This window comes from Hwanghaeella grinnelliae (genome assembly GCF_004005845.1).
Classification (GTDB): Bacteria; Pseudomonadota; Alphaproteobacteria; order UBA8366; family Aestuariispiraceae; genus Hwanghaeella; species Hwanghaeella grinnelliae.
Genome location: NZ_SADE01000004.1, coordinates 509,964 through 523,058 on the forward strand (window position 1 = coordinate 509,964; position 13,095 = coordinate 523,058).

At 60.8% G+C, this 13,095-nt stretch carries 12 protein-coding genes; 8 read left to right on the forward strand and 4 right to left on the reverse strand.

Annotation, left to right across the window (positions count from 1 at the left end):
• Positions 1-13: 13 nt before the first annotated feature.
• From dctP to EOI86_RS23150, 3 genes are read right to left on the reverse strand one after another with little or no spacing between them, the layout of a single operon-like run.
• Positions 14-1,015: a TRAP transporter substrate-binding protein DctP gene (gene dctP / locus EOI86_RS23140; RefSeq protein WP_127768051.1), complete on the reverse strand. Its 1,002-nt coding sequence runs from the start codon at positions 1,013-1,015 to the stop codon at positions 14-16.
• Between the two features lie 40 nt (positions 1,016-1,055).
• Complete coding sequence (locus EOI86_RS23145) at positions 1,056-2,156, reverse strand: class I SAM-dependent methyltransferase (RefSeq protein WP_161973980.1); 1,101 nt, start codon at positions 2,154-2,156, stop codon at positions 1,056-1,058.
• Positions 2,157-2,164: 8 nt separating this feature from the next.
• Complete coding sequence (locus EOI86_RS23150) at positions 2,165-2,602, reverse strand: hypothetical protein (RefSeq protein WP_127768053.1); 438 nt, start codon at positions 2,600-2,602, stop codon at positions 2,165-2,167.
• 179 nt (positions 2,603-2,781) lie between these two features.
• Here EOI86_RS23150 and EOI86_RS23155 point away from each other — a divergent pair, with 179 nt between their 5' ends.
• From EOI86_RS23155 to EOI86_RS23190, 8 genes are read left to right on the forward strand one after another with little or no spacing between them, the layout of a single operon-like run.
• Positions 2,782-3,663 carry a GntR family transcriptional regulator gene (locus tag EOI86_RS23155; protein WP_205032301.1) on the forward strand — a complete coding sequence of 294 codons (882 nt, stop codon included), beginning with the start codon at positions 2,782-2,784 and terminating at the stop codon, positions 3,661-3,663.
• A complete protein-coding gene (locus EOI86_RS23160) occupies positions 3,660-4,946 on the forward strand; it encodes a 3-isopropylmalate dehydratase large subunit (RefSeq protein WP_127768054.1) in 1,287 nt (428 codons plus the stop codon). Before EOI86_RS23155 ends, EOI86_RS23160 begins: the two co-directional genes overlap by 4 nt.
• Complete coding sequence (locus tag EOI86_RS23165) at positions 4,943-5,449, forward strand: LeuD/DmdB family oxidoreductase small subunit (protein WP_127768055.1); 507 nt, start codon at positions 4,943-4,945, stop codon at positions 5,447-5,449. The genes EOI86_RS23160 and EOI86_RS23165 overlap by 4 nt, the downstream gene beginning before the upstream one ends.
• Complete coding sequence (locus tag EOI86_RS23170; RefSeq protein ID WP_127768056.1) at positions 5,446-6,327, forward strand: isocitrate lyase/PEP mutase family protein; 882 nt, start codon at positions 5,446-5,448, stop codon at positions 6,325-6,327. The genes EOI86_RS23165 and EOI86_RS23170 overlap by 4 nt, the downstream gene beginning before the upstream one ends.
• Positions 6,324-8,090: a hydantoinase B/oxoprolinase family protein gene (locus tag EOI86_RS23175; protein WP_127768057.1), complete on the forward strand. Its 1,767-nt coding sequence runs from the start codon at positions 6,324-6,326 to the stop codon at positions 8,088-8,090. The genes EOI86_RS23170 and EOI86_RS23175 overlap by 4 nt, the downstream gene beginning before the upstream one ends.
• On the forward strand, positions 8,087-10,168 hold the full coding sequence (locus tag EOI86_RS23180) for a hydantoinase/oxoprolinase family protein (RefSeq protein ID WP_127768058.1): 2,082 nt from the start codon (positions 8,087-8,089) through the stop codon (positions 10,166-10,168). The genes EOI86_RS23175 and EOI86_RS23180 overlap by 4 nt, the downstream gene beginning before the upstream one ends.
• 19 nt (positions 10,169-10,187) lie before the next feature.
• Positions 10,188-10,799 (forward strand): cysteine hydrolase family protein, encoded by a 612-nt coding sequence (locus EOI86_RS23185; protein ID WP_193555809.1) that lies wholly within the window; start codon positions 10,188-10,190, stop codon positions 10,797-10,799.
• Entirely contained in the window at positions 10,796-12,175 is a 1,380-nt protein-coding gene (locus EOI86_RS23190) for an FAD-dependent oxidoreductase (RefSeq protein WP_127768059.1), read from the forward strand. The genes EOI86_RS23185 and EOI86_RS23190 overlap by 4 nt, the downstream gene beginning before the upstream one ends.
• A 12-nt stretch (positions 12,176-12,187) precedes the next feature.
• On the opposite strand, the gene EOI86_RS23195 is transcribed toward EOI86_RS23190, so the two are convergent.
• The gene (locus tag EOI86_RS23195) at positions 12,188-13,024 is read right to left on the reverse strand and encodes an outer membrane protein (RefSeq protein ID WP_127768060.1); all 837 of its coding nucleotides are present in this window, start codon (positions 13,022-13,024) and stop codon (positions 12,188-12,190) included.
• Positions 13,025-13,095: the final 71 nt, after the last annotated feature.

Below are 13,095 nucleotides of genomic sequence, written 5' to 3' on the forward strand. Positions count from 1 at the left end.
CTACACCACGTGCCTATTTGATGTACAGGCCGCGGAGCTTTTCAACCGCGTCAAGCGGACGGTCGTCGCTCTTCAGCCGTTCCGTCATGCGGTCATAGGCGGAATCAAGCGCGATTTCCAAGTACTTGTCCGCGTTTGGAACCACATGCACCTGCATGCCGGCGGCTTCCAGGTCGGCTTTTTCCTGAACGACTTCCGCCATACGGGCTTTCCGGCTGGATTCCTCATGCTCGATGACCGCTGCCTGAAGCGCCTTCTGTTCGGTTTCCGACAGGCTGTTCCAGGTGTCCAGGTTCATGATGATGCCGATATCTGTCTGGTAGAAATCCGGGTCCAGACGGTGACGCAGGAACTCGTCCCATTTCAGGCCTTTGACGCCGATGGAGGTCCAGGCACTGGCGTTCACGACGCCTTTCTGGATCGCGGAATAGACGTCCGTGACCGGCATCTGGTGCGTTTCGGCGTTCAATGCGCGGAAGAAGGCGCCGTAGATCGGATTGTCGCGCATCTTCACGTCGCTCAAGTCAGGCAGACCGTCATCACCGAACTTCGGCGCGTCCTTGAAATAGACGTGGAACTTCACGCCCGTGTCGACCCAGCCCAGATATTTCATGTTCATGTATTTCTGGTGCAACTCGTCGATGATCGCCATGCCGCCATTGGCACGAACTTCTGCGGGTGAGGAGTTGGAGGTGGAGATCGCTTCGTTCTCCGGCAGGCCGCGGGCGTAGAAGGCGGCGGGTAGACAGGTCATATCGACCGTGCCTTTACGGATTTCACCTGCTTGCTCGAACATGCCGATCGAGTTGAAGGGCTTCACGTCGATCTTGACGACGCCGGCGGCGTTCACCTTTTCGGCGAATTCCTTACAGCTCTTCGTGTAGACTAGGAAATCCGGGAACGGATAAACCAAGGAAAGCGTGGTTTCCGCTTGTGCGCCGGGTGCGCCGAAGGCCCCGCCGGCCAGCATGGCCAGCCCGGCCGCCGCCAATACATGCTTCAGTTTCTGTTGCATCTTGATACTCCCTTAGGTGATGCCGTGTCTTGCTCTCTGCTTACGCTGCCTTAACCCCTGTTATCAGCGTCCAAGGGAACCGCCACGGGCGGTATCCCTCATCAAGAACCCCATCGTCTTCCGCGAAAGGTTCTATTCTTATGTCCTTGAAACCGTTCCGTTCCAGAAGCCCGGCCAGATCCATCTCGGCGAGCGGCTCCATGAACGGTTCGTTGTTCCGCCGGCCATGGCCATAATGGATGAAACGCGTGAAGGCGTCCGGCAGGCGGAAAAAGTCCAAGTGCGCCATGTACCCGCCGGGGCGCAGCAGGCGCGCGGATTCCTCGATTGTCTTTTCAATCTGCGGCGGCGGCATTTCGTGCAGGTACATGGTTGAGGTGACGAGGTCGAAGCTTTCGTCAGCGAAACCCGACTCGAAGGCGTTACCCTGCATATAGCGTATGTTGTTCGCCTGGGCCTCAGCGGCGGTCTTGGCGGCCAGTTTCACACAAGGGGCGGAAAGGTCCATGCCGGTAATCTTCGCGTCCCGGTATCGTTCGATGAACGGTCCCGTGCTTTTTCCGAAACCGCAGGCCATATCGAAAATGTCCGTTGGGTCGGACTCGAGAGCCTCGTCCACCGCCATCACAAGGCGGTCATGCAGGTCCGCATGCCGTGTGCCCATGGTTGGCGTCGTCGAGCGTGCGCCGCGTTCATAGACAAAGCCCGCGATCTCGTCGCTCCAGACGCCACCTGGATGCTGATGGATATCCACGGCCTTGTAATAGCGAGGCATTTCCAGATCGGGGTCCAGCGTAAGCATGCCGTCCGGAAGGTCGGCTTGGTCCAGACTGGCCAGCAGATCTTCACGCATATCGTCATGATAAGCCTGCAGACCATAGCGGCCGGAATATTTGAACCGTTGAAGGTGGCGTTCCAGCCAAGCATAAACCTGATAGTCCGGTGTATTGGCGATCAAGCGCGCCACATCGGCCGCGCTTTCCGGTGGCGTCGATTCCTTCGCGGCTAAGCCGTTATATTTCTCCCGCAGGGCGGGGAACATCTTGCGGGTCCAATACAGTTTGCTGGACAGCAGGAAGGATTGCGCGGCGGTGAAAGAACGCCCGTTTAGGCCGGGGTCGCGCCTGTTCGTGCCGCTCATCGCACCAGTCATCGCACCGGGCCTTTCGCGGCTTGGAGGCCCATGAGGTTATCCATCAAATGGGCGACGAAGGCATCCCGGTCGGCGGCCTTGTCCATCAGTTCCTGCGGGTCGGCCTCGGCATCCAAGGCGGCCCGGTTGATCGCGCCCGATGCCGCCAAGGTTTCTTCCAACACCTGCTGGCGGTCGCGAAGCACGTAGACCTCGGTCGCGAGCGCCCAGACCACGCCCATCAGACGGTCCAGCGCCGGATCATCGAAAAATCGTTGTTCGGGACGCGGCGTATCCGGTGCGGAGTCGTCGAAAAAATCTCCCCCGCCAGGGGAGGTGATCGGTGTGTCTTGATCGTGGCTGCCTGTCCCGTTGCCGGTCCGGCGCGCCGTTGCACCTTCCGCCGCTTTACTCACCAGGGCGCCTCCATGGACATCCGCTGCGGTCATCGCCATGGCCCAAACCATGGCTTGTCGCATAGCATCTTGAGAGAGACGGCAACGGAAGTCCATGCGCCGGCCCCCGGTACCCTACATACGGGCACCCCCTCATATGCTTGCGCCGTGAAAACAAGATTGATAATGATATATCGTTATGTCAATAGACGTTTGTCGTTTTCAAACCGGGCGGGTCCGTGAGCCGTAACAGCGATACCGAGAAGAACGGGATGCAACCCCCGACCGGTTCGGGCGGGCAGGACATTCTGTTGCCGGTCGACGGTCTTGGCGGCAAAAGCGCCAACGCGGCGCTGCGGTCGCCGCTCTATCATCAGATTTATCTGATCCTACGTGATAAGATCCTCAGCGCGGAATATCCGACAGGAACGGTGCTGCCAGGCGAATTCGACCTGGCGGACCAGTATCGGGTTTCCCGCATTACGGTAAAGCGAGCGTTGGACGAGCTGGCGTCGGACGGCTTGGTGACGCGTGAGCGCGGCCGGGGGACGACAGTCACCTTCGAGGGCAAGGGCCCCGCCATCAGCGCTGCTGTTGAAGGGCAATTGGAAGACCTGTTGTCCATGGGGTATGAGACGCAGGTCCGCCTGATAGATTTCGCCTATGTTCCGGCCCCGCCGGAAGCGGCGGCGGCCCTGCTGTGTGATATGGGCGCGGAAGTTCAGCGCGCTGTCCGAACCAGAAGTAAGGACGGCACACCATTTTCCCATCTGACAACCTATGTGCCGGCGGATATCGGGCGTTCCTTCGCCCCGGAAGACATGGTCGGCAAACCTTTGTTGGCACTGATGGAGGATGCCGGGGTGCGCGTCGCCTCGGCCTCTCAAACGATCACGGCGACCTTGGCGGACCACAACGTCGCGGCGTTATTGGATTTGGATGTCGGGTCTGCTCTGCTCAAAGTGTCCCGAACCGTGTTTGATGTGGAAGGGCGTCCGGTGGAGTTCATTACCGCGCTCTACCGTCCGGACAGCTATTGCTATCAGATGTCTCTGTCTCGGGTATCCGGCGCCGGTGCGAATTCCTGGTCACCGAAGACGACGGGATACAAGCTGGCATGACTGTGCAAACGCTTACGCTGGCTGAGAAGATCATCGCCCGGGCGTCGGGACGGGAAGCCGTCCGGCCCGGTGAAATCGTGACCTGTGCGGTCGATTTGGCGATGATCCACGACAGCGGCGGTCCTCGGCGCGTGAAGCCTGTTTTGGAGCGGCTTGGCGTTGGTGTCTGGGACTCGAAACGCGTGGTTGTCGTCTCCGACCATTACGTGCCGGCCTTCGATGCAGAGAGCGCCGCGATCCTGAAACTCACCCGCGATTGGGCGCGGGATCAGGGCATAGAAAACTTCTACGACCAGCAGGGTATCTGCCATGTGGTGCTGCCGGAACGCGGACATTTGCGCCCCGGCATGTTCGTCGTCGGTGGGGACAGTCATTCGCCGACCGGCGGGGCCTTCGGCAGCTATATGTTCGGCGTCGGCGCGACCGATATGGCCGGCGTTCTGGTGACCGGTGAGACGTGGATCCGTGTGCCTGAAACGATCCGTCTTCGTTGGGATGGCGCGCTGCCGGATGGGGTCAGCGCCAAGGACATGATGCTGAAACTCTGCGCGACGCTGGGCATGGATGGCGGCGATTATCAGGCCGTGGAATATAGTGGGACGACGATTGCCGGATTGTCGATGACCGAGCGCATGACCCTGTCCAACATGGCGGCAGAATTGGGCGCGCAGGCGGGTCTGATCGCTGGGGACGAAACGACGGCGGAATACATTCGACAGGCCGGCGGTGATCCCGGCGCCTTCGTCGGCGAGCAGGGCGATGAGGATGCGCCGTGCCGGGTAGAACATCGTTTCGATGCCTTCGCGCTCGACCCGCAAGTGGCCGCACCGCACAGCCCGGCCAATAGCGGTTCTGTCTTGGACGCGGAAAAGGCCAAACTCGATCAGTGCTATATCGGCGCCTGTACGGGTGCGAAGCTGAACGATCTGCAGATGGCGGCCAGGGTGTTGAAGGGGCGGAAGGTCGCGTCGGGGACCAGGTTGTTCGTTGCCCCGGCTTCCACGCGCATCACGGCCCAAGCCGCCGCCGATGGAACGCTCGCGGCGTTGACGGAGGCGGGCGCGATCCTGCTGCCGTCCGGCTGCGGTGCCTGCGCCGGTTATGGCGCGGGTGTCTTGGCGGAAGCGGAGGTTTGCATCTCCTCCACCGCGCGGAACTTCAAGGGACGCATGGGGGCGAAATCCTCGCAGGTTTATCTGGGGTCGCCGTTTACGGTCGCCGCCTCGGCAGTCATGGGACATATCGCCGATCCACGCGATTTCCTGGCGGAGGGCGCGGCATGACCGGCACTGCGGAAAACACCGGACGCGCCTGGGTCTATGGCGATAATGTCGATACCGACCTGTTGGCACCGGGCGCTTATATGAAAGGCCCGGTCGAAACCATGGCGACGCATTGCCTGGAAGCCATCGATCCCGATTTCGCAACGTCGGCGACGGCAGGCGATATCGTCGTCGGCGGTAAGAATTTCGGCATGGGGTCCAGCCGCGAGCAGGCTGCCCAGGTGCTGGGGATCTTGGGCATCCGCGCCGTGGTCGCGAAAAGCTTTGGCGGCATCTTCTACCGCAATGCCTTTAACCTGGGCCTGTTGGCCCTTGTCTGTCCCGATGTGGACAAGATCGCGTCGGGTGACGCGCTATCCATCGACCCCGCTGCGGGCAAAATCGAAAACCTGACGCAAGGCACCGTAATCGCGACGGAGCCGGTCCCCGACCATCTGCTGAATATCGTCGGGGCGGGCGGGCTGGTCCCCTATTTGGAAAAAAAGATAAAAGGTGCCGCATGACCGAACAAACGGGTTTGAAGGCACGGCTGGAAATGCCGGACCTGCTGCTGACGCCGGGCGTGTTCGACGCGTTCGGCGCCATGCTGGCGGAACAGGCCGGTTTCGAAGCGCTTTATGTGTCCGGTGCGTCGATTGCCTATACGCGGCTGGGCCGGCCTGATATCGGCCTTGTCGGGATGGAGGAAGTCGCTTCGGTTGTCGGCCATATCCGCGAACGCGTGGACCTGCCGCTTGTCGTCGATGCGGATACGGGCTTTGGCAATGCGATCAATGTGCAGCGTACCGTAAAGGTGTTCGAGCGCGCCGGCGCGACGGCAATCCAGCTTGAGGACCAAGCCATGCCGAAACGCTGCGGCCACCTGAAGGGCAAGTCCCTTGTCCCGACCGCGGAAATGACAGGCAAGATCAAGGCGGCGGTCGATGCCAGGGCCAGTGAAGAAACGCTCATTGTTGCGCGGACCGATGCTATCGCGGTTGAAGGCTTCGCGCCCGCGCTTGACCGTGCCGATGCCTATGCCGCGGCGGGGGCGGATGTGCTGTTTGTCGAGGCGCCCCGCACGGCTGAGGAAATCCAAGCGGTGATCGATCGGTTCGGAACCCGCATCCCTTTGCTGGCGAACATGGTGGAAGGCGGACAGACCCCGTTGCACGATGCGGCGCAGTTGGAGGCGCTGGGCTTTTCCATCGCGATTTTCCCGGGCGGCCTGGCCCGTGCCTTGGCCAAGGCCGGGGCGGACTATTTCGCCAGCCTCAAGCAGCACGGCACAACGGATGCCTTCCGGGACCGGATGCTCGACTTTACCGAACTGAATGCCGTGCTGGGAACCGACGACATCCTTAGCAGCGGCCAGCAATACGACGCGGAGAACCAGGAATGAGCCCGGATACGGGGAAAGTTGAAACGCAGCCGATGGATCCCGTCACGCTGGCGGTCTTGAAAGGACGATTGGAGCAGATCGCCGACGAAATGGACGCGACGCTCTTCCGCAGCGCCTTCAACCCGATCATCGCTGAAGCGCATGACGCCAGTCACGGTCTCTATCATGCGGAAACCGGGGAAACCCTGGTGCAGGGCAAATCCGGCCTGCCGGTCTTCGTCGGCGCAATGTCCTTTGCCGTGAAGGCGGTGATCGACCGGGCCGCCAAGGCTGGCGGCGTGTCGCAGGGGGACGTTTATATCTTCAATGACCCGTATGAAGGCGGCACGCATTTGTCCGACTTCAAGCTGGTCCGCCCCTTTTTCCGGGATGGCAAACTGTTCTGCTATCTGGCCTCGGTCGGTCACTGGCACGATGTCGGCGGCAATGTGCCCGGCAACTACAATCCGGTGGCGACCGAATGCTTCCAGGAAGGCATGCTGATCCCGCCGGTGAAGCTGTATGACAAAGGCGAGTTCCGGCCCGACATCGTCGAGATCCTGAAGTCAAATTCGCGTCTGCCCGGCAGCCTCTATGGCGACCTGAACGGTCAGATCAACGCCTTGGAACTGGGCGATCAGCGCTTGAACGCCTTGCTGGACGACTACGGCGCGGAAACGGTGGCCCAAGGTCTTGCCGAATTGAAGGCGCGTGCCGGACAGTTGATGCGCAGCTTCATTGCCGACCTACCCGATGGAACCTATTCCGCCGACGATTTCCTGGATAATGACGGCATTACTGACAGTCCCTTGCAGATCGGGTTGGACATCCGCATCGAAGGCGACCGGATGATGCTTGATTTCGCCCGGACGTCGCCGGCCTGTGCCGGGCCGGTGAACATCTCCCGCTCGACGGCGATCGCATCCTGTTATGTCGCCTTGAAGCATGTCTTCCGCGACGTGCCTGCGAATGCGGGCGTGTTGGAGCCGATCGACTTCAACATCCCTATCGAAAGTCTGTTGAGTGTCAGCGCGCCCAAGCCTGTCGGCGGCTATACCGAGACAATCCTGCGGGTGATCGACGTCATCTTCGTGGCCCTTTCACAGGCCGCGCCCGACATGGTGAACGGCTGCGCCTATGGCACGATCAACGCTTTGTCACTCGCCGGACACCGAGCGGACGGACGGCGGTGGGTCATGTTCTCCTTCTTCGGCGGCGGACATGGCGGCAATCCGGAAGGCGACGGGTTGAACCACGGCAACGCGCCGATTTCGACCGCGACCATACCGCCATTGGAAATCCTGGAAGCGGCTTATCCGGTTCAATTCACCCAATGGGCCTTGCGCCCGGACAGCGGTGGTCCCGGCACACAGCGCGGCGGCAATGGCGCGATTTACGAAATCAAGCTGCTTGAGAAGAATGCGGACGTTTTCCTGTTCGGGGAACGCGGCAAATATGCGCCGCCGGGGGTCTTGGACGGTGAAAGTGCTGCCTTCAATAAGTTTACCTATGAACAGGATGACGGGCCTCATGAACCGCCCATGGTGTCCAAGATGGTGGGGATCAAATTGACGACGGGGCAGAAAGTGCGTTTGGAAACGCCCGGCGGGGGCGGCTATGGCAGTCCCTTGCAACGCGATCCCGACCTGGTGGCCGAGGATGTGCGCCTTGGCTATGTCACCAGCGCGGCGGCCCGTGACCGCTATGCCTGTATCGTCGACGAAAGCGGCGAGCTGGATCGACCGGGAACCATCGTCCTGCGTCAGGAGGTCGCCAGTCAATGAGTAGCCCGTCCAACCGCATTATCGTCGGCGTCGATGTCGGCGGTACCTTTACCGATGTCTTCTTCTTGAACGAAGCCGACGGCACCTGTGATGTCGCCAAGGTTCCCTCGACGCGGGGTGATCAGTCCATCGGGATCCGCGAAGGGATCACCAGCCGGATCGCCGATCTGGGGCAGGTCGGCACCATCGTTCACGGCACGACCGTCGGCACAAACGCGCTGCTGGAACGGAAAGGCGTCCGCACAGGGCTGATCACCACGCGCGGTTTCCGCGATGTGCTGGAAATGCGCCGCCGCGACCGCCCGCAAACCTGGGGGTTGTGGGGACATTTCGACCCCATCGTGCCGCGCGATTTGCGGCTTGAGGTCGACGAACGCGTATTGGCCGACGGCACGGTCGCCGAAGAGCTTGACCCGGAACAGGTACGGGAAGCCGCACGAACCTTGCTGGAGCGGGGCGCGCAGGCTTTGTGTATCTTCTTCATCAACGGTTATGCCAATCAGCAGAACGAGCAGAAGGCGCTGGAAGCGGCGAAGCAGGTCTGGCCGAACGAGCATATTTCGGTCGCAAGTGAGATCCTGCCTGAAATCCGTGAGTTCGAACGCGGGTCGACGGCATCGTTGAACGCGTACCTTCAGCCGCTCGTCGGTTCCTATCTTGAGCGTCTGGAAGCCGGATTGCGGGACGGGGGCTTTGGTGGGGAAGTGCTGATCGTGCAGTCGAACGGCGGGGTCATGTCCGTCGCGACGGCCCGCGCCCTGCCGGTCCGGACCGCCTTGTCCGGTCCCGCGGCCGGCGTCATCGCGGCCGGCTATATTGCGGAAAGCGCAGGCTTTCCGAACGTCATCACCTGCGACATGGGCGGCACCAGCTTCGACGTCTCGCTTGTTGCGGATGGACAAAGTGCGCTGGCCGCCCAAACCAGCATCGATTTCGGCATGATCGTCCGGACCCCCATGATCGAGATAACGACCATTGGCGCGGGCGGGGGGTCAATCGCCTCGGTCGACCGCGGCGGCTTACTGCAGGTCGGACCGGAAAGCGCTGGGTCGGATCCTGGCCCGGTCTGTTACGGATTGGGCAATGACCGGCCGACCGTGACCGATGCGAATGTAGTTATGGGGCGGATCAATGCCGACAGGCCGATCGGCGGAAAGCTCGACCGACTGGATGTGGAGGCCGCCAAACAGGCGATCGAAAAGCACATTGCCAAGCCACTGGGATTGGATGTGATGGCGGCGGCTGAGGCCATCGTGCGGGTTGCGAATGCCCGCATGGCCGGCGCGATCCGCTTGGTTTCCATCGAGCGCGGCCATGACCCGAAACGGTTCTCCGCCATGCCCTTCGGCGGCGGCGGGTCTCTGCATGCGGGCGCGTTGATCAAGGAAGTCGGTTTGGCGAGTGCGCTCGTGCCGCGCTATCCCGGCGTCACCAGCGCGCTTGGCTGCGTGATCGCGGATATGCGGCACGACCGGGTGCAGACCGTGAATACGCGGCTGGACGATCTGCCGGTCGAAACCGTCGAGGCCCAGATTTTGGATATCGTCGGTCACAGCGAATCCATGCTGGGCGAGGCTGGTGTCGGGTTCGATCGGATCGACCATATCGTCGAATTCGACATGCTCTATGTCGGGCAGACTCATACTGTTACGGTGCCTGTGCCCTTACAGATCGAGGCTGGTCGTACTCAGGCTGGCCGAACGGGCCTTTCCCGCGATCTGATCAAAACGTCTTTCGAAGATGCCTATAAGGCTGCATTCGGCCGCCTTTTGGACGGCATCCCGATGCAGGTCATGAACCTGCGTGTCGCCGTGGTGGGCCGTCGTCCGAAATTCGATTTGGCCCTTCTGGCGCCGTCCGCCGAGGGACAGGTGGCGGATGCGGTGTTGGGCCAGCGGAACGTTTGGCAGGATGGCGATTGGAGGGACACGACCATATACGATCGCATGGCCTTGCCGCTCGGTGCGCGGGTGGAAGGACCGGCCTTGCTTGAACAGGCGGACACGACCATCTTCGTCGATGCAGGCTTGGCCGCTTCCGTCGATCGGTTCGGTAACCTGATCATGGAACGCCAATAACAGCCGAAGGGACGGGGCCGTGGATTTCAGCGCCATAGACAAGACTGCCCTGCTGCTGGTTGATTTGCAGAACGATTTCATCCACCCGGATGGCGCCTATGCGCGCGGCGAGGCGAAATCGGAAGACATCGCCGCCCTACCGGCACGTCTGACGCCGCTGGCGGAGGCTTTTCGGGCCAATGGCGGCTGGATCGTCTCGACCCATTTCACCCTGGTGCCGGGCAGGGGTGGGGAGCCGATGATCTCGGATCATTTGCGGCGCTTGCGACCCTTCCTCGCCAAAGGAGATTTCGCGCCGGGCAGTTGGGGACAAGGGCTGCTGGAAGGATTGGGGCCGTCGGATATCGAAGTGGAGAAGGTCGCCTTTTCCGCTTTCTATATGAGCCGCCTTGAATGGGTGCTGCGCAAAGTCGGTATTGAACATTTGGTGGTCGGCGGGATCGTGACGAATGGCGGCGTCGCCTCCACGGTACGTGACGCCCATGTGCGTGATTTTCATGTGACCGTACTGGCCGATGGTTGTGCGGCCTTCGATGCCGAGGTTCACAAGACCAATATCGAAGCGCTACGCAGTGTTGCGGATATTTCTTCCTGCGAGCAGGTCCTTGCCGGTCTGGCATCAAGATCGTGACACTCCTCTCGCCCGGTGAAGCTTCTTTTTCTGTTACGGCCCCCGTCCTGGTGATCGGGGCCGGGGCCTGTGGACTGACCGCCGCATTGACGCTGCGAGAGGCGGGGCGGGATGTCCTGGTCCTCGAAAGGGATGCCTCGCCCAGTGGGTCGACAGCACTGTCATCCGGCATGATCCCGGCGGCGGGAACGCAACGACAGGCGGCAGCGGGCGTAACCGATACGCCGGACCTGATGGCTGCGGATATTCAAGGAAAAGCAAAGGATCGCGCCGACCCGGCCGTGACGGCGGCGGTGACACAGGTGGCTGGGTCGACCGTCGATTGGCTCGACAGCCTGCCGGAAGTCGACCTGCCATTGGTGACGGGGTTTCTCTATCCGGGGCACAGCGTGGAGCGCATGCATGCGCCGCCGAACCGCACGGGGGAGGCACTGATGGGGATGCTTCTGACCGCGGCGGGCCGCATGGACATCGATATCGTGACCGAAGCGCATGTGACCGCGCTCTTCGCCGGCGAAGACGGCCGGGTCAAAGGTGTTCGCGTCACCCGGCCCGACGGGACGGTCGAGGATATCGGCTGCGACACGCTGATTCTGGCCTGCAACGGCTATGGCGGAAACAAGACGATGGTCGCCGAACACATTCCCGAAATGGCCAAGGCGGACTATTTCGGACATGTGGGGAACCAGGGTGACGCGGTGCGCTGGGGTGTCGAACTTGGCGGTGAGGCCAAGCACATGTCCGCGTACCAGGGACACGGCTCCGTCGCGGTGCCGCATGGCATCCTGATCACCTGGGCCCTGATGATGGAAGGCGGGATTCAGGTCAATGCGGCCGGCGAGCGCTTTTCAAACGAACATCAAGGCTATTCCGAGCAAAGCGTCGCTGTGTTGGCGCAACCCGGCAAGGTCGCCTGGGACGTCTTCGATGATCGGATCCACAAACTGGGCATGGAATTTGACGATTATCGCAATGCTTCAGACCAACGGGCGGTTGTTCATGCGAATTCTGTCGAAGATTTAGCGTCCAGGATCGGTGTCGATGCAAGGAAGCTCGCCGCAGCGATTGCGGAGACCCATGCGGTCGGAACGGACAGGTTCGGACGCGACCTTTCCGTGAATCCGGGATTAGACGCGCCGTTTTATGCCGTTAAGGTGACCGGCGCGTTGTTCCACACCCAGGGTGGCCTGCGGATCGACGGTGCCGCGCGCGTGTTGCGTTCCGGAACCGATGATCCTTTGCCGAACCTCTATGCCGGGGGCGGAGCCGCCTGTGGTGTCTCCGGCCCGGAGGTCAGCGGATATCTATCCGGCAACGGGTTGCTGACAGCGGTGACACTCGGGCGTCTAGCGGGGTTGGATGTGAGGAAAAGTTAGCACACCATGAAGCTAGAACCGCTTGATCAGGCCGATACGGAGATTGTGAGAATCAAATGCGGCTTCATGCTTGATGGAGGCGCCAAACACGGTCCCTCCAACCGATCTGGCGAAGGATTGGCGTTCATTGATGATTTCGGGATAGTAGCTGGAAACATAGTCCCCACGAAGTATCCAGCCATTGTCGAGGTTATATGAAACACCAAGATTCGACGATACGCCGAAGGCAATCGTGCTGTCGGTGAAATCGGAAGGGCCGCCGCCCGAATTGTCGTCGTCATAACTGAAATCATATTTGAAGTGGCCAACCGACGGACCTGCCGCAGCATGAACCATCCAATTACCGATCACGTAGCCGATTTTCGGGCGGATGCTGAAGGAGTAATTGTTTTCGATGGTGGTCCGTATCGCGAATCTCACAGGGACAGCGGCGGCCACGAAACTGCCCGACGCGTTTGACGTTTCCGAATAATTCATGACCGTTGCGTCGGCCTCTATCCCATAAACCAGTGCTCCATCCTGGAAATCGTACCCAAACAAGCCGGAGCCGCTAAACGACGTTCTGTCGATGGCTGACTGCAAGCTCGGTCTCAGGTCATCCAGATCGAATTGAGAATTGAAGTAGGGCGATAGTTCGGCCTCGCTATCCGGGCGAGATGCCCCATAGACGCCGCCGACTGTAAATCCGCCATACAAGCCTTGCCAGCCGGTATCTGGGCCTGAACCTGCGTGGGCCTTTGGCGTGAAGGTCAGAGCCATCGCAATAGAAACGGCGGCAAAGAAGGAGAAAACTATGCCGTTGTCCCTCTTGCCGCGCGGAAATGTTATTGCATGAATATGATTGCGCACGGAATCTCCCCCGAAAACGATTAATGCTCACGCGTTTTCTATAGAATACCAAAAGTATCTTTTTGGTTAAT